This is a genomic window from Variovorax sp. Varisp46 (genome assembly GCF_059491885.1).
On sequence record NZ_CP168515.1, the window covers coordinates 3,770,746 to 3,785,206 of the forward strand.

Annotated in this window: 19 protein-coding genes; 10 read left to right on the top strand and 9 right to left on the bottom strand. The window is 66.6% G+C overall.

Going from position 1 to position 14,461, the window contains the following annotated elements; genetic code table 11:
* Position 1: 1 nt before the first annotated feature.
* The 5 genes from nadC to ACEN9N_RS17765 all read right to left on the bottom strand — a co-directional run bounded on the left by nadC (position 2) and on the right by ACEN9N_RS17765 (position 3,340).
* Positions 2 to 880, bottom strand: coding sequence for a carboxylating nicotinate-nucleotide diphosphorylase (nadC, locus tag ACEN9N_RS17745; RefSeq protein WP_413314807.1), 879 nt, complete (start codon positions 878 to 880; stop codon positions 2 to 4).
* 25 nt (positions 881 to 905) lie between these two features.
* Positions 906 to 1,946 (bottom strand): NAD(P)H-dependent glycerol-3-phosphate dehydrogenase, encoded by a 1,041-nt coding sequence (locus tag ACEN9N_RS17750; RefSeq protein WP_413314806.1) that lies wholly within the window; start codon positions 1,944 to 1,946, stop codon positions 906 to 908.
* Between the two features lie 25 nt (positions 1,947 to 1,971).
* Positions 1,972 to 2,436, bottom strand: coding sequence for a protein-export chaperone SecB (secB, locus tag ACEN9N_RS17755; protein ID WP_007837580.1), 465 nt, complete (start codon positions 2,434 to 2,436; stop codon positions 1,972 to 1,974).
* Between the two features lie 206 nt (positions 2,437 to 2,642).
* Positions 2,643 to 2,903: a glutaredoxin 3 gene (gene grxC, locus ACEN9N_RS17760; RefSeq protein WP_007837180.1), complete on the bottom strand. Its 261-nt coding sequence runs from the start codon at positions 2,901 to 2,903 to the stop codon at positions 2,643 to 2,645.
* A gap of 20 nt (positions 2,904 to 2,923) precedes the next feature.
* A complete protein-coding gene (locus tag ACEN9N_RS17765) occupies positions 2,924 to 3,340 on the bottom strand; it encodes a rhodanese-like domain-containing protein (RefSeq protein WP_007837177.1) in 417 nt (138 codons plus the stop codon).
* Between the two features lie 72 nt (positions 3,341 to 3,412).
* On the opposite strand from ACEN9N_RS17765, the gene gpmA reads away from it, so the two are divergent.
* The 3 genes from gpmA (at position 3,413) to ACEN9N_RS17780 (ending at position 6,491) form a co-directional block, all read left to right on the top strand.
* Positions 3,413 to 4,156 (top strand): 2,3-diphosphoglycerate-dependent phosphoglycerate mutase, encoded by a 744-nt coding sequence (gpmA, locus tag ACEN9N_RS17770; RefSeq protein ID WP_007837175.1) that lies wholly within the window; start codon positions 3,413 to 3,415, stop codon positions 4,154 to 4,156.
* Between the two features lie 103 nt (positions 4,157 to 4,259).
* Positions 4,260 to 5,702, top strand: a complete 1,443-nt coding sequence (locus ACEN9N_RS17775) for a S41 family peptidase (RefSeq protein WP_042674053.1) — start codon at positions 4,260 to 4,262, stop codon at positions 5,700 to 5,702.
* 12 nt (positions 5,703 to 5,714) lie between these two features.
* On the top strand, positions 5,715 to 6,491 hold the full coding sequence (locus ACEN9N_RS17780; RefSeq protein ID WP_495654177.1) for a HesA/MoeB/ThiF family protein: 777 nt from the start codon (positions 5,715 to 5,717) through the stop codon (positions 6,489 to 6,491).
* Here the strand turns inward: ACEN9N_RS17780 and ACEN9N_RS17785 are convergent.
* On the bottom strand, positions 6,488 to 8,497 hold the full coding sequence (locus ACEN9N_RS17785) for an AsmA family protein (protein WP_495654178.1): 2,010 nt from the start codon (positions 8,495 to 8,497) through the stop codon (positions 6,488 to 6,490). The genes ACEN9N_RS17780 and ACEN9N_RS17785 overlap by 4 nt on opposite strands.
* Positions 8,498 to 8,742: 245 nt before the next feature.
* Here ACEN9N_RS17785 and ACEN9N_RS17790 point away from each other — a divergent pair, with 245 nt between their 5' ends.
* Complete coding sequence (locus ACEN9N_RS17790; protein WP_042674050.1) at positions 8,743 to 9,147, top strand: response regulator; 405 nt, start codon at positions 8,743 to 8,745, stop codon at positions 9,145 to 9,147.
* Between the two features lie 45 nt (positions 9,148 to 9,192).
* Here the strand turns inward: ACEN9N_RS17790 and ACEN9N_RS17795 are convergent, their stop codons facing one another.
* The gene (locus ACEN9N_RS17795) at positions 9,193 to 9,825 is read right to left on the bottom strand and encodes a response regulator (protein WP_007837167.1); all 633 of its coding nucleotides are present in this window, start codon (positions 9,823 to 9,825) and stop codon (positions 9,193 to 9,195) included.
* Positions 9,826 to 9,955: 130 nt separating this feature from the next.
* Here ACEN9N_RS17795 and ACEN9N_RS17800 point away from each other — a divergent pair, with 130 nt between their 5' ends.
* The 6 genes from ACEN9N_RS17800 (at position 9,956) to ACEN9N_RS17825 (ending at position 13,557) form a co-directional block, all read left to right on the top strand.
* Positions 9,956 to 11,275: a CHASE3 domain-containing protein gene (locus ACEN9N_RS17800; protein ID WP_007837166.1), complete on the top strand. Its 1,320-nt coding sequence runs from the start codon at positions 9,956 to 9,958 to the stop codon at positions 11,273 to 11,275.
* Positions 11,276 to 11,472: 197 nt separating this feature from the next.
* On the top strand, positions 11,473 to 11,637 hold the full coding sequence (locus tag ACEN9N_RS17805) for a DUF1328 domain-containing protein (protein ID WP_007837165.1): 165 nt from the start codon (positions 11,473 to 11,475) through the stop codon (positions 11,635 to 11,637).
* Between the two features lie 54 nt (positions 11,638 to 11,691).
* Positions 11,692 to 12,069 (top strand): hypothetical protein, encoded by a 378-nt coding sequence (locus ACEN9N_RS17810; protein WP_007837164.1) that lies wholly within the window; start codon positions 11,692 to 11,694, stop codon positions 12,067 to 12,069.
* A 36-nt stretch (positions 12,070 to 12,105) separates the two neighbouring features.
* Entirely contained in the window at positions 12,106 to 12,489 is a 384-nt protein-coding gene (locus tag ACEN9N_RS17815) for a hypothetical protein (protein ID WP_413314802.1), read from the top strand.
* A complete protein-coding gene (locus ACEN9N_RS17820) occupies positions 12,476 to 13,000 on the top strand; it encodes a hypothetical protein (RefSeq protein WP_495654179.1) in 525 nt (174 codons plus the stop codon). The genes ACEN9N_RS17815 and ACEN9N_RS17820 overlap by 14 nt, the downstream gene beginning before the upstream one ends.
* On the top strand, positions 12,997 to 13,557 hold the full coding sequence (locus ACEN9N_RS17825) for a ferritin-like domain-containing protein (protein WP_007837161.1): 561 nt from the start codon (positions 12,997 to 12,999) through the stop codon (positions 13,555 to 13,557). Before ACEN9N_RS17820 ends, ACEN9N_RS17825 begins: the two co-directional genes overlap by 4 nt.
* Before the next feature lie 92 nt (positions 13,558 to 13,649).
* On the opposite strand, the gene ACEN9N_RS17830 is transcribed toward ACEN9N_RS17825, so the two are convergent.
* Positions 13,650 to 14,168, bottom strand: coding sequence for a BON domain-containing protein (locus ACEN9N_RS17830; protein ID WP_413334031.1), 519 nt, complete (start codon positions 14,166 to 14,168; stop codon positions 13,650 to 13,652).
* A gap of 47 nt (positions 14,169 to 14,215) precedes the next feature.
* On the bottom strand, positions 14,216 to 14,413 hold the full coding sequence (locus ACEN9N_RS17835) for a CsbD family protein (RefSeq protein ID WP_007837149.1): 198 nt from the start codon (positions 14,411 to 14,413) through the stop codon (positions 14,216 to 14,218).
* Positions 14,414 to 14,461 lie beyond the last annotated feature (48 nt).

Consider the following 14,461-nt stretch of genomic DNA (forward strand, 5'->3'; position numbering starts at 1 on the left):
ATCAGCCTTCCTGGAAACGCATCGAATAGTCGATGGCTTTGACATCCTTGGTCAACGCGCCCACCGAGATCCGGTCGACACCGGTTTCGGCCAGGGCGCGCAGGCCGTCCAGCGTGACGCCGCCGGATATTTCCAGCACGGCCTTGCGGCTTTCGCCGGCTTCGTCATTGATGCGCACGGCCTCGCGCAGCGTGGGCAAATCCATGTTGTCGAGCAGCACCATGCGCGCGCCGGCGTCCAGCGCCTCGCGCAGCTGGGCCAGCGTTTCGACCTCGACTTCGACGAAGGCGGCCCGCGCAGCCACCGGCGCCACGGCACGCAGGGCGGCCGCCACGCCGCCGGCCGCGGCGATGTGGTTTTCCTTGATGAGTACCGCGTCGTACAGGCCAATGCGGTGATTCAGGCCACCACCGGTGCGAACAGCGTATTTCTGAGCGAGGCGCAGGCCCGGAATCGTCTTGCGGGTGTCGACGATGCGGGCACGCGTGCCTCGCACGGCGTCGGCATACAGGGCGGTCTTGGTGGCGACCGCGCTCAGCAATTGCAGGAAGTTGAGCGCGGTGCGCTCGGCCGTCAGCAGTGCACGCGCAGAGCCTTCGATCTCGACCACGGTCTGGCCGGCCGCGCAACGCTCGCCTTCGGCGCAGAGCCAGTGGATGCGCACTTGCGGGTCGAGCTGCCGCAGGGCCGCCTCGACCCAGGGCGCGCCGCACACCACGGCAGCTTCGCGCGCCAGCACACGGGCGCGCACGGTACGGACGGGATCGACCAGCGACGCGGTGAGGTCGCCGTCGGCAACGTCTTCCTGCAATGCGCGGATGGCATCGGACAGGGCCAGCGCGGCCACGGCCGACGCTGAAAAATCGAAGCGAAGGCTCATGGCTCTTTGTCTCTGCGTTTTTTCTTCAGGAGGATTGACGAGGGGAAGCCGCGGCGCCCGGCTGGACCGATTCCGGCACCGGGTCGCGGCCCGTCAGGGCGGCCACGGCGTCCTGCGGGCTCACGCGGCCGTCGAGCAGGGCGACCACGCCCTCGGCGATCGGCATCTCGACACCAAGGCCGCGCGCGCGCTGCACCACGGTGCGGGCGCAATACACGCCTTCGGCGACGTGGCCGAGCGAATCGACGGCCTGCGCCAGCGTTCGGCCCTGGGCCAGCAGCAGGCCGACCTTGCGGTTGCGCGACAGGTCGCCGGTGGAGGTCAGCACGAGGTCTCCCAGGCCCGAAAGGCCCATGAAAGTCTCGGCGCGGGCGCCCAGCGCGAGGCCGAAGCGGGTCATTTCGGCGAGGCCGCGGGTGATGAGTGCCGCCCGGGCGTTGAGCCCCAGCGCAAGGCCGTCGCACAGCCCGGTGGCGATGGCGAGCACGTTCTTGACCGCGCCGCCCACTTCCACGCCCACGATGTCTTCGTTGGCGTACACGCGCAGCGCGGGTCCGTGGAAGGCATCGACCAGCGTGTCGCGAACCGCGGCATGCGGGCTGGCGGCCACCAGCGCGGTCGGCCGCCCTTCGGCGACCTCCTGCGCAAAGCTGGGGCCGCTGAGCACGCCCGCTCTCAAATCAGGAGCAACCTGCGCCCATATTTCGTGGGCCAGCAGGCCAAAGGATTCGGGAGAACTGTCGAGTGCGGGCTCGACGCCCTTGCACAGCCACGCCACCGCCGCGGTGGTGCCGCGCAGTGCGACGAGCTGCTCGCGCAGGGCGGCCATGGGCGTGGCCACGATGACGAGGTCGGCGCCGGCCTGCGCCTGGGCGATGTCGCCGGCGCGCACGGCGAGCGAGGCCGGCAAAGCCAGCCCGGGCAGGTAACGGGTGTTTTCGCGCGCGGCCGACATGGCGTCGGCCTGAGCGGCATCGCGCGCCCAGAGCGTGACCTCGTGGCGAACCGCCGCGTTGACGGCGACTGCCGTGCCCCAGGCACCGGCGCCATGAACGCAGATCTTCATCGGCGTTGGCGGCGTCTGTGCCGGTTTACTGCGCGAGGGTCGGCGCGGCTTGGCCGGCGGCCTGCGCCTGCTGCTGTTCGTACATCGCCTGGAAGTTGATCTCGGCGAGGTGCACTGGCGGGAAGCCGCCGCGCTGGATCACGTCGGCGACGTTGCCGCGCAGGTACGGGTAGACGATCTGCGGGCATGCGATGCCCAGGATCGCGCCCATCTGGTCTTCCGGCAGGTTGCGGATCTCGAAGATGCCGGCCTGCTTGGCCTCGACCAGGAACACGGTCTTGTCGCCGATCTTGGTCTGCACGGTGGCCGAAACGGTGATCTCGAAGATGCCGTCGGTCACCGGCTGGGCGTCCACGCCGAGCTGGATGTCGACCGTGGGCTGTTCCTGTTCCAGCAGGATCGCGGGCGAATTGGGTTGCTCGAGCGACAGGTCCTTGAGGTAGACGCGCTGGATCTGGAACACGGGATCTTGGGCTTGCTGGTCGGCCATGGCTGAACTTTCGAGGATCAAAACAATGCCCGCCGGGGAAAGGTTCCCGCAGCGGGCTGCAGATGAATGGACTCAAGATTATCGCCCCACGACGAGGCTCATCCGTGAAACACCGCGGAACCGGCTTTGCCGGGCCGCTGGTGTTGCCCCCCGGTAGGGGGTTGGAGAAGCGACACGAAGTGCGCGAAGCCTGGGGGAGAGCCTATTTACGCACCCTGCAGCAGGGGCACGAGGCCGCCGCGGCCGTCGAGGGCCATCAGGTCGTCGCAGCCGCCCACGTGCGTCTCGCCGATGAAGATCTGCGGCACCGTGCGGCGCTGGGTGATCTCCATCATGGTGTTGCGGGCCTGCGGGTCGGTGTCGATGCGGATCTCCTCGATCTGCTCGACCCCCTTGGACTTCAGGATCTGCTTCGCACGAATGCAGTAAGGGCAGACGGCGGTGGTGTACATCTTGACGGCTTGCATGCTCTCTACCTTGGGAAGACTCAGGCTTTTTCAACCGGCAGGTTAGCGTCTTTCCAGGCTTTGAGTCCGCCGGCCACGGCTTGGGCCTGCTCGTAGCCCAGCTTCCTGGCCATGGCCACGGCACGCTGGGCGCGGGTGCCGGTGGCGCATACCAGCAGCAGCGGCACGGTCTTGTTCTTGACCGCGCCCGTCAGCTTTTCCTCGAGCTGGTTCAGGGGCACGTTCTTGGCGCCGATCATGTGGCCGGTGGCGAATTCTTCCGGCTCGCGCACGTCGACCAGCACCGCGCGCTCGCGGTTGATGAGCTGCACGGCGCCCTGGGCCGTGAGCGTTCCGCCGCCCGCACCCCGTACCAGCGGCCAGGCCAGCATGGCGCCGGAGCTGAGCGCGATCAGGATCAGCATCCAGTTCGCGGTGACGAATTCGATCAATTTCACGGGGGTTCCTTGAATGGCAAACCGAGGATTTTAGAATGCGAGGTTTCGCAAGCGCAGCCAAAGGCCTCCCACATGCACAAACTGGTATTGATCCGTCACGGCGAATCGACCTGGAATCTCGAAAACCGCTTCACCGGATGGACCGACGTCGACCTCACGGAAACCGGCGTCGAGCAGGCCAAGCAGGCCGGCCGGCTGCTCAAGGCAGAAGGTTACGACTTCGACGTCGCCTACACCAGCGTCCTGAAGCGCGCCACCCGCACCCTGTGGCACACGCTCGACGAGCTCGACCGCACATGGCTGCCGGTGGTCCATTCCTGGCGCCTGAACGAGCGCCACTATGGCGGCCTGCAGGGCCTGAACAAGGCCGAAACCGCCAAGAAGTACGGCGACGAGCAGGTGCTGGTCTGGCGCCGCAGCTACAACACCCCGCCCCCGCCGCTGGAAGCCGACGATCCGCGCAGCGAGCGCAGCGACGTGCGCTATGCCAAGCTGTCGCCCGAGCAGATCCCGCTGACCGAGTGCCTGAAGGACACGGTGGCGCGCGTGCTGCCGTTCTGGAACGAATCGATGGCGCCAGCCATCCGCACGGGGCGCCGCCTGGTCGTCGCGGCCCACGGCAACTCGATCCGGGCGCTGGTGAAATACCTCGACGGCATCTCCGACGACGCCATCGTCGGCCTGAACATCCCGAACGGCATCCCGCTGGTCTACGAGCTCGACGACGACCTCAAGCCCATGCGCCACTACTACCTGGGCGATGCCGCGGCCGCCGAAAAGGCCGCCGCCGCGGTGGCCTCGCAAGGTAAAGGCTGAAGAAACCCTTTTCTGCCGGGCCCTACGTGGAACCCCGGCAGGCAATTTGCTTCCAAGCTGTGTATATTGGTTTGACAGCCGCCGACAAGGACAACCACTCATGATGGGCCAGAAACTGAAGATCACCGGCTGGGTCGCCGCCGGCGCCGTTGCCGGCGTCCTGACCACCGTCTCGTTGCAGACCGTCGCACGCGGATCGCTTGCGCCGCTACCGCTCGAGGAATTGCAGCAGCTCGCTGCCGTCTTCGGCATGGTCAAGAGCGACTACGTCGAGCCGGTCGACGAGAAAAAGCTCATCTCCGACGCCATTTCGGGCATGGTCGCGGGCCTCGACCCGCATTCCCAGTACTTCGACAAGAAGTCCTTCAAGGAATTCCGCGAGGGCACCACCGGCCGCTTCGTCGGCGTGGGCATCGAGATTTCGCAGGAAGACGGCCTGATCAAGGTCGTCTCGCCCATCGAAGGCTCCCCGGCCTTCCGCGCCGGACTGAAGCCCAACGACCTGATCACCAAGATCGACGACACCGCCGTGCGCGGCCTGTCGCTGAACGAGGCGGTCAAGCGCATGCGCGGCGAAGCCAACACCAAGGTGCTGCTGACCATCTTCCGCAAGGACGAAAGCCGCACCTTCCCGGTCACGATCACGCGCGAGGAAATCCGCACGCAATCGGTCCGCGGCAAGATCATGGAGCCCGGCTACGGCTGGATCCGCCTGTCGCAGTTCCAGGAACGCACCGTCGACGACTTCGTGAAGAAGATCGACGAGATGTACAAGGAAGATCCGAACCTCAAGGGCCTGGTGCTCGACCTGCGCAACGACCCGGGCGGCTTGCTCGACGCGGCGGTGGCGGTGTCGTCCGCCTTCCTGCCCGAGAACGTCACGGTGGTCACCACCGACGGCCAGCTGGCCGAAAGCAAGTCCGTCTACAAGGCGGCGCCGGAGTTCTACCAGCGCCGTTCCGGAAGCGACCCGCTGCGCAGCCTGCCGGCCGCGCTGAAGAACGTGCCGCTGGTGGTACTGGTGAACGAAGGCTCGGCCTCGGCCAGCGAAATCGTGGCCGGCGCGCTGCAGGACCACAAGCGCGCAACCGTCATGGGCAGCCAGACCTTCGGCAAGGGCTCGGTTCAGACGGTGCGCCCGCTCGGCCCCGATACCGGCCTGAAGATCACCACGGCGCGCTACTACACGCCCAGCGGCACCTCGATCCAGGCCAAGGGCATCGTGCCCAACGTGCTGATCGACGAAAGCGCCGAAGGCAGCCCGTTTGCCGCCCTGCGCATGCGCGAAGCCGACCTCGAGAAGCACCTGGCCAGCGGCCAGGGCCCCGAAGTCAAGGACCCGGAACGCGAAAAGGCCCGCGACGAAGCCCGCAAGCGCCTCGAGGAAGAAGCCAAGAAGCCGCCGCAGGATCGCAAGGTGCCCGAATTCGGCACCGACAAGGACTTCCCGCTGGTGCAGGCGCTCAACCGCCTGAAGGGCCAGCCGGTGCTCGTGAGCAAGACGCAGGTCATCATCGACAACAAGGAAGAAAAGAAAGAAAACTGAGCCGGGCGGCGCATGGAAGATAGCGATCTGCTGCGCTACTCGCGCCACATCCTTCTGGAGGAGTTCGGCATCGACGGGCAAACGCGCGTCAGTGCCGGGCAAGTTCTTGTCATAGGTGCCGGCGGGCTGGGCTCGCCGGTTGCCCTGTACCTTGCGGCAGCAGGCGTCGGCCACATCGCGCTGGTCGACGACGACGAAGTCGATCTCACCAATCTCCAGCGCCAGATTGCCCACACCCACGCGCGGGTGGGCCTCGCCAAGGTCGAATCGGCCGCGCGGGCCATGCGCGACATCAACCCCGACATCACCATCGAAACCCACGCCCTGCGCGCCGACGAGGCACTGCTGTCGCGCCTGGTGGCCGAGGCTGACGTGGTCGTGGACTGCTGCGACAACTTTGCCACGCGGCATGCCGTCAACCGCGCCTGCGTGGTCCATGGCAGGCCGCTGGTGGCCGGTGCGGCGATCCGCTTCGACGGGCAGTTGAGCGTCTACGACACCCGTGACGCCGCCTCGCCCTGCTACGCCTGCCTGTTCCCGCCCGATGCGGCCTTCGAGGAAACGCGCTGCGCCGTCCTGGGTGTGTTCGGTCCCGTGGTTGGGACCATCGGCACGCTGCAGGCCAGCGAAGCGCTAAAGCTGCTGGCCGGCATCGGGCCGTCGCTGGCGGGCAGGCTGCTGATGTTCGACGGACGCAGCACATCTTTCGACACGCTGCGCGTGGCGCGCGACCCGCACTGCAGCGTCTGCGCGCAGCGCCCCGCCCTGCCCGTCCACGGCGTCGTTTAAGGCTGCTTTGCGCCCTTCGCGCGGGCTGCCCCCTTGGCGGGCGCCCCAGCCGCGGGGGTGTTTGCCTGAGCCAGCACACTCTTGCAATCGGAATCCGCACCCGGCCCGGTTTCGACGGTCGCGGCCAGTGCCAGCAGCGGATTGACGGCGCCCAGCGCCAGCGCGGCCAGGCCGCGTCCCGCCAGCGGCCCCGCCTGCAGGCCGCCCTTCGGCGCTCCGAAGGTGCCATTCAATACCAGCGGCGTGCGGATCGACAGGATGTTCTTGCTCTTGGGCTCCGGGTGGATCACGAAGTCGAGCCCCTCGGTTGCCAGGTTGGCCTGGCCGGTGGCGATGAACACGGCGTTGGTCGTATCCACCATCATCGTGCGCCCCGTCATCAGCCCCTTGTTTACGTCGAAGGCCAACGCCGCGCAGCGCAGCTCGACGTTGCGGTCGCCGCGCAGCACGAACTTGATGATGTCGCCGCCCACCAGCGTCGCGAACACCGGCAGCAGGTTGCCGAACTGGCCACGCCCCGACATGACCGCCACGTCGCCCGACACGCCCCCGAGCCAGTTGGCCACGGTAGTGCCGGAGCCCGACAGGTTGATGCGCCCGTCCAGCCGCCCCACGCTGTTGCCCGTCGTTTCGAGCTTGGGAAAGAGGCGGGCCAGCTGCATCGCCCGTACGTCGAGCGAGGCGCGGATATCCGCCGGGTTCTTCGAGGCATCGATGCGGATCGCGCCGGCGAACCTGCCGCCAGCCATGCCGAGGTCGAGCGGATCTAGCGTGAGCACGCCGTTGGCCAGCTTGACCTGAACGCTGCCGCGCTCGAGTGGAATGTCGCGCACGTTGCGGATGCGGTCGGCCGTGTACTTCACGTCGGCGTTCATTGCGCGCACGCGCTCGAAGTCAAGCGGGGTCGCGGGGAGCACCTTGCCGCCCGGGCGCCTGACCTGCGTGATGGTCGGGGGCGGGGCTACGCCTTCCACGGCGTTGGCAGTGCGCGCCGTGGGCTGCAGGCCGATCAACGGGCCGAGGTCGTCCATGTCCATCACGCGCGAACGCAGGTCGCCCGCCAGGTACGGCAACTGGCCGGCCTGGTCGAAGCGCATGTCGCCGGCGATGTCGGACAGTCCCAGCCTGCCGTTGAGGCCGGTGGCCTGCCACAGCTTGCCGCGCTTGCCCAGCTTGCCGCTCAGGACATAGGGCGAAGTCTGTGGCAGCGCGATGCCGAGCAGCGGGTATAGCGCGCCCAGCGTCTGGCCCTTGATCTCGAATTTGGCATCGATGCCGTCGAGCCCCGACAGCTCGGCCACGGTGCCGGCGGCCTTCAGCTGGGTCTGGCCGGCAGCCGCATTGATTTCCATCGGGAACGGCGGCGCACCCGCGGCATTGATCTGCAGCACGTTGCCGGTGCGGCCACTGGCGGTCAGCGGTTGGCCCTTGTAGCGGCCCTTGATTCGGTAGTTGAGCGGCATTTCACCGCGGCTGCTGTCGTAGCTCAGGTCGGCTTGCAGGTCGACGCCGAGGTGCTTGGCAAGGAAGTCGACCACGCCGGTATCGACCTGGATGAGGCCGATGTCGGGCACCGTGCCGGGGTCGGAGGTGTCCTTGCCGAGCGCCCAGGTTCGGCGCCCGTCGGCCTCCATCTGCAACCCGAGCGTCGGCGAGAAAAGCAACAACCGGGGAATGACGACCTTGCTCGTGATCAGCGGCCAGACGCGGATGTCGAACTCGGCGCGGTCCGCCTTGACCAAGTACGGGTCGCGCGCCCAAGAGGGATTGGCAAACTCGATGCCGTCCAGCTTGACCGTTGCCTGCCCCCAGCCAAGGCCCACGTCGAGCCGCCGCGTGATCTCGAACTTGCGCCCCGTTTGCTCGCTGACATAGCGGTTGACCGGTCCGCGCAGCGTGTCCCAGGGGAAGAAGGCGAGCACGATGACCAGCGCCGCGAACAGCAGCACGACGAATGCGAGCAGCTTCTGCCAGAGGGGCCGGTTGCGAAGGATCATCGTTGCCATGGGTCATTGTCACTACGGGCCTCGCGTCGTCCAGGTCGGCGGCGGGCCGCAAAAACCGTGAGGCGTCGCCTACGAAGGTGCGTTGCAGACTTGGGCGGGTATACGCGTCGGAACCCGCCTACAACAGCCGCACGTTGAAGCTTGCATGATGGGGTGACAGAAGCGTCTCACACTCGATATGCAGGCGGTCATGGAGCTAGGCGCCGCGAATGCGCCTGCCAACCTCAGAGGAAGCGCGGTTCGGCATGGATTCCAGATTGCAGACCTACGTCGTCGAAGACAACCTCACGATCCGTGAAAACCTCATTGGTACGCTGGAAGAACTTACCTGCACCACGGTGGTTGGCTTCGCCGAAACCGAGAGCGGCGCGCGCGCGTGGCTGCTCGGCCACGATGGCGAGTGGGACCTCGTCATCGTCGATCTCTTTCTCAAGCAAGGCAGCGGCCTGGGGGTGCTCCAGGCCTGCCAGTCGCGCAAGCCCGTGCAGAAGGTGGTGGTTCTCAGCAACTATGCGACGCCCGATATCAGGCGGCGTTGCGCCGAGTTCGGGGTCGATGCGGTGTTCGACAAGTCGAACGAAATCGACGCGCTGGTCGACTTCTGCATCGGGCAGGCCAAGGCGCTGCATTCCTCGTCCGGAACAGGTTGAAGAAGGAGCCGCTGCATGGGGCCCCTTCCCGCTCGCTGGCCGATCTCAATCGATCAGCTTGTTCTTCAGTGCGTAGTACGTGAGGTCGCTGTTGGAGGAGAGGTTCATCTTCTCCATCAGGCGCGTGCGGTAGGTGCTCACGGTCTTCACCGACAGCGACAGCGTCTTGGCGATGTCGCCTGCGGTCTCGCCCTTGGCGAGCTTCAGGAACACCTGGAACTCGCGCTCCGAGAGTTGCTCGTGCGGCGCGGCGTCGTCCTTGCGGTCGAGCTGGCGGGCCAGCAGTTCGGCCACGGCGGGCGTGATGTAGCGCCGGCCCAGCGAAATGGTGCGGATGGCGTTGACGATCTCGATGGGATCGCATTCCTTGTTCAGGTAACCGCTCGCGCCCTGCCGGATCAGGTTCATCGCGTAGTGCTCTTCAGGGTAGCCGCTGAGGATCAGGATGCCCACGTCCGGCGCCTTGGCGCGGATCATGGCGAGCGCGTCGATGCCGCTTTGGCCCGGCATCGAAAGGTCCATGACCAGCACGTCGAGTTCCGTGGTGCGCACCAGTTCGATGGCCTCGCGCCCGCTTGCTGCCTCACCCGCCACGCGCAGGTCCACGTGCTCGGAGAAGAACTGCCGGAGGCCCGATCGCACGATGGCGTGGTCGTCCACAATTCCGATTTTGATCATCTGTTACTTTCGTCGTTGTGTTGCGGGCATGCGGGTCGCAACATACCGGTCCCTGATTGTTATCAATTATTCACGAACTTGCGCGTCAAGCGACCTTGAAAGTTTCATGCACTGGTTAGCCCCTCCACGAATGGCCGTGAGCCTGCTGCTCGCGGCGCTGGCTGCACTGGCCCTCGTCGGCATCAACGAGGCCGGCTACCGGCAGTCGAGCCGCGCCCTGGCCGACATCGACGAGGCGCAGCAGGTGCGCGGCACGCTCAACCAGATCCTGCAGAACATGCTGGATGCCGAAACCGGCCAGCGAGGGTACCTGCTGACCGGAGAGGCGAGCTACCGAAAGCCCTACGACGACGCGGTCAAACAGGTCGACGGCCATCTCGCCACGCTGCGCCGGCTGTACGCCGCCAGGCCGGCCGAACTCACCCAGCTGGCCGAACTGTCGAAGCACGTGCTGCGCAAGGTGGCCGAGATGGACATGAGCGTGCGGCTGCGCCAGGACGGCAAGGACGACGCCTGGAAGTTCGTCATCACGACCGATGTCGGCCGCGAGGAGATGGAGGCCATCCGCACGACAGCGAGCGAACTGGTGAAGACCAGCAACAACACCCTGCAGCGAAGCCAGCAGCAGGTGCTGCGCTCGCTGCAGCTGGCGCGCGTCGGCACCGCCATCGTGGCGCTGGCGGCGCTGATCGCCTTTTTCCTGTACCTGCGCCAGACGCATGCGCTGCGCTCCATCGGCGAGCGCCAGCAGGAGGCCCTGCAGCGCGAGCGCAATGCGCTGGAGGACGAAGTGCTCGAACGCACTGCCTCGCTGGCCGAACTGGCAACCCATCTGCAGGATGTGCGCGAAACCGAGCGCGGCTACCTCGCGCGCGAGCTGCACGACGAACTGGGCTCGCTGCTCACCGCCGCCAAGCTGGACGTGGCGCGGCTGAAGTCGCGGCTGACGGACGCACCCGACGCCACCCAGCGGCTGCAGCATCTGACCGAGCTGCTCAACAGCGGCATCGCGCTCAAGCGCCGCATCATCGAAGACCTGCGGCCGTCGTCGCTCTCAAACCTGGGGCTGGTCGCATCGCTGGAGATCCTGGGGCGCGAGTTCGGGGAGCGCTCGGGCCTGCAGATCGAGATGGCGCTGGAGCCGGTGACCATGGATGAATCGCGCCAGCTCACCATCTACCGCATGGTGCAGGAGAGCCTCACCAACATCGGCAAGTACGCCGAGGCCAGCGAAGCCACCATCGTGCTGAAGAACTATGAAAACCACGTGATCGTGGAAGTGGCGGACAACGGCAAGGGCTTCGACACGCAGCGCATGCGGCCATCGACACACGGCCTCGCGGGCATGCGGCATCGGGTGGAGGCGGCGCGCGGCAAGCTCACGGTGTCGTCGACGCCGGGCAGAGGCACGCGCCTGAGCGCCATGCTGCCCATCGTCAAACCCGTTTGAGACGCCGGACAGCGCTACTCCTTCACATATCGGCGCAGGGCGACTCGGCCATCTCCTACGCACCCCGCCCCCGGCCGCTGACAGGTCTGCGGCAGTGCCCCACTTAAGGTTGCACCTGTGCCATCCGGTACTTCCCCTGCGGGAGTCCGGCATGCGCCGCTTACAACACAACGAGGGCAGCCTCGAAGGAGTTCCGCATGTTGCATTACGCCGTGGTGTTTCTGGTCATCGCGTTGATCGCGGCCCTGTTCGGGTTCGGTGGCATCGCCGCCAGCGCGGTCGGCATTGCCAAGATCCTTTTCGTGATCTTCGCGATCCTCGCGATTGCGAGCTTCCTTGCCGGCTTGCTACGACGCAAGTAGCGTCGTTACGATCAACAGGCTTGCGCATTTCATTTTTCCGGAAAGGACTTTCACATGAACACGACGACCAAGACTCCCTCGCAACTCGCCGACGACGCCCGCCAGACCGCGCGCGAAGCGGTCGAAACGACCCGCGCCTATGCACAGAACGCGGTGAATGCGGCGGGCGAAAAGGTCCGCGACCTGCAACGCGATGCCGAACCCGCTGTCGAGCAGCTGGCTGCCCGCGTGCAGCAGGCCGTTCAGCGCGGGCTGGACGCCGCGTCCACCACCAGCGCACGTGCGCAGCGCCGACTCGAACAGGCTGCCGACGTCACGGGCCGCTACATCTCCGACCAGCCGGTGCGCTCGGTGCTTCTGGCCGCGGCCGCCGGCGCTGCCATCACGGCGCTCATCGTGCTGGCCAGCCGCCGCAGCCGGGACGACTACTGATCCGCCGACCTTTTTCGCTCCACCCATCCCGGCACCATGCTTCATCCGATTTTCTCCACGGTGCTCGGGCATCCGGAACTGGTCGCTGAACACCTTGCCAACTACGCCGCCCTCGTGCGCCAGGAATCAGCGCAGGCGGGACGCGGGCTTGTCGCCCGCATCGTCGCAGGCGTGCTGGCTGCGGCCTGCGCCGCACTGGCCCTTGGACTGACGGGGGTCGCAGTGCTGCTGGGCGTGATGCACGGCAGCTTTCACTGGGTGCTCGTGGCCGTGCCGGGCGTGGCGCTGGTGATAGCGGCCATCTGTACGTGGTACGCGACGAAGTCCGTTCCGAGCTACGGTTTCGACGATCTGCGCTCGCAGCTGGGCGCCGACCTGCAGGCCTTGCGCGACGCCGGAGCTGCCCATGAACAGCGATGAACGCTCCTCCCTCACCCCGCAGCAGCGCCTGGCCCTCTCGCGCCGCGCGCTGGTGCGGCAGCTGAACGGCGATGCGGACGCCGCGAACGACGACCCACAACCCCGGGCGGAACGCGACCGCGAGCCCGAGGACGAACTGGAATACGCGTTCGACGACCCATCGGCCGCCGCGCCGCGCCGCAAGCGGCACCCGCAAAACCCGCGGCGGGGACGAAACAACGTGTGGCTCTCGATGGGCCGCGGCGTGGTGGAACGCTGGTGGCGCCGGCATCCGGCACACGCGGTCGGCCAACTGGCCCGTCCGCTGCTCGAGCACTATGCGCGCAAGGAGCCGGCCAAGCTGATGGCCGCGGCCGCGGCCACAGGCGCGGTGCTGGTGCTCGTGAAGCCGTGGCGCCTGCTGTCGGCCACGGCCGTGCTTGCAGCGGTACTGAAGACATCCGACGTGGCCGACCTCGTCAACACCTTGATGCGCAAGACCACAAGCCTCCCACGAAAGGACCCTCCATGAAAGTCGATGTTTCCTCATCCTCCAAGGCGGCTCAGCACAAGCACCTGGTGCTGGACCAGGGCGGCCTGGACGCCGCGCGCAACAGCCTCGACGAAGGCGCCGTCACGCCCAGCTATGGCCCCTGGCGCGACGACGTCGTCAAGCTCCTGAACGACGCACTCGCCACCGAACTGGTCTGCGTGCTGCGCTACAAACGCCATTACTTCACCGCCAACGGCGTGGACTCGCCCGCCATTGCCGACGAGTTCCTCGTGCATGCCAACGCCGAGTCGGCACACGCCGACCGCATCGCCGAGCGCATCGTGCAGTTGGGCGGCGAGCCCGACTTCGCACCCAGCCACCTGCTGGACCGTAGCCATGCAGCCTACGACGAGTCGACCGACCTGCAATCGATGGTGCGCGCCAACCTCGTCGCCGAACGCATTGCGGTGGAGGCGTATCGCCAGATGATCACCCTGATCGGCGACAAGGACCCGACCACGCGCCGCATGCTCGAGGACATCCTCTCGGAGGAAGAAGAGCATGCCGACGAACTGAAGGACTGGCTCGGCCATTGACCATCGAGCCGAGGGCCCGGAGAGCTCTCGCCAAAAAAAAGCCCGGCAGAGACCGGGCTTCTTCATTTTTTGCGCCTGGCGCAGGGTGGCGATCAGCCCTTCACTTCGAGCTGGTTGTTCACCGATGTCACGCCCTGCACGCCCTTGGCGATCTCCTCGGCGCGCGCCTTGGCGGCGGCGGTGGGCGCGGGTCCCTTCAGGCTCACGGCGCCGCCCTTCGTGTCGACGTCGATCTTGATCGCGCTGAGGTCCGGGTCCTTGGCGAGGCCTGCGGATACGGAGGCCGTGATGGCGGCATCGTCCATCGTCGCGCTCATCGCGGCGCCGGCGTCCTTGGCAGCTTCCTTGGCACGGGCCATGCCTTCCTTCACCTCGGCCGTGGTGCTGGACGACTCAACCTTGGCCTTGGCATCCCTGACGGCCTCGCCGGTCTTGGCCGCCGCGGTATCGGCCGCTTTCTCGGTCTTGGCTACCGCACTGTCGAGCTTCTCGCCCGCCGTGCGGTTGTCGGACTTGTCGCAGCCGGCCAGCGTCAGCGCAACGCCGGCCACGAGCACGGCGAGCCACGCGCGCGAGTGCGGCATGGTGATGGGGGTAATGTGTTCGTTCATCTGGAAATCCTCCTGTCCGTCGCTCGATTGCGCACGGGAAATGGGCGTCACAGCTTGTTGGCGCCCGACTTGATAGCGTCCTTGGCCCGCTCCTTGACGTCGCCGTAGGTCTTCTGAACCTTGCCGGCGGCCTGTTCGGCAATGCCCTTGCCTTCGAGCTTTTCGCTGCCGACGGCCTTGCCGGCCACTTCCTTCAGCTTGCCCTTGGCTTCTTCCATGCGGCCTGCCAATTGGTCCTTGTTCATGTCGTTGTCCTTCCTGATCGGGTGATGAAATGCGCGGTCCGCAACGGC

Excerpts from the sequence above, each read along its gene's own strand:
- ACEN9N_RS17805 (WP_007837165.1), top strand. The coding sequence starts at position 11,473 with ATGTTGCATTACGCCGTGGTGTTTCTGGTCATCGCGTTGATCGCGGCC.
- ACEN9N_RS17800 (WP_007837166.1), top strand. The coding sequence starts at position 9,956 with ATGGCCGTGAGCCTGCTGCTCGCGGCGCTGGCTGCACTGGCCCTCGTC.
- ACEN9N_RS17790 (WP_042674050.1), top strand. The coding sequence starts at position 8,743 with ATGGATTCCAGATTGCAGACCTACGTCGTCGAAGACAACCTCACGATC.
- ACEN9N_RS17775 (WP_042674053.1), top strand. The coding sequence starts at position 4,260 with ATGGGCCAGAAACTGAAGATCACCGGCTGGGTCGCCGCCGGCGCCGTT.
- nadC (WP_413314807.1), bottom strand. The coding sequence starts at position 880 with ATGAGCCTTCGCTTCGATTTTTCAGCGTCGGCCGTGGCCGCGCTGGCC.
- ACEN9N_RS17825 (WP_007837161.1), top strand. The coding sequence starts at position 12,997 with ATGAAAGTCGATGTTTCCTCATCCTCCAAGGCGGCTCAGCACAAGCAC.
- secB (WP_007837580.1), bottom strand. The coding sequence starts at position 2,436 with ATGGCCGACCAGCAAGCCCAAGATCCCGTGTTCCAGATCCAGCGCGTC.
- ACEN9N_RS17785 (WP_495654178.1), bottom strand. The coding sequence starts at position 8,497 with ATGGCAACGATGATCCTTCGCAACCGGCCCCTCTGGCAGAAGCTGCTC.
- ACEN9N_RS17795 (WP_007837167.1), bottom strand. The coding sequence starts at position 9,825 with ATGATCAAAATCGGAATTGTGGACGACCACGCCATCGTGCGATCGGGC.
- ACEN9N_RS17835 (WP_007837149.1), bottom strand. The coding sequence starts at position 14,413 with ATGAACAAGGACCAATTGGCAGGCCGCATGGAAGAAGCCAAGGGCAAG.
- grxC (WP_007837180.1), bottom strand. The coding sequence starts at position 2,903 with ATGCAAGCCGTCAAGATGTACACCACCGCCGTCTGCCCTTACTGCATT.
- ACEN9N_RS17820 (WP_495654179.1), top strand. The coding sequence starts at position 12,476 with ATGAACAGCGATGAACGCTCCTCCCTCACCCCGCAGCAGCGCCTGGCC.
- ACEN9N_RS17815 (WP_413314802.1), top strand. The coding sequence starts at position 12,106 with ATGCTTCATCCGATTTTCTCCACGGTGCTCGGGCATCCGGAACTGGTC.
- ACEN9N_RS17810 (WP_007837164.1), top strand. The coding sequence starts at position 11,692 with ATGAACACGACGACCAAGACTCCCTCGCAACTCGCCGACGACGCCCGC.
- ACEN9N_RS17750 (WP_413314806.1), bottom strand. The coding sequence starts at position 1,946 with ATGAAGATCTGCGTTCATGGCGCCGGTGCCTGGGGCACGGCAGTCGCC.
- gpmA (WP_007837175.1), top strand. The coding sequence starts at position 3,413 with ATGCACAAACTGGTATTGATCCGTCACGGCGAATCGACCTGGAATCTC.
- ACEN9N_RS17780 (WP_495654177.1), top strand. The coding sequence starts at position 5,715 with ATGGAAGATAGCGATCTGCTGCGCTACTCGCGCCACATCCTTCTGGAG.
- ACEN9N_RS17830 (WP_413334031.1), bottom strand. The coding sequence starts at position 14,168 with ATGAACGAACACATTACCCCCATCACCATGCCGCACTCGCGCGCGTGG.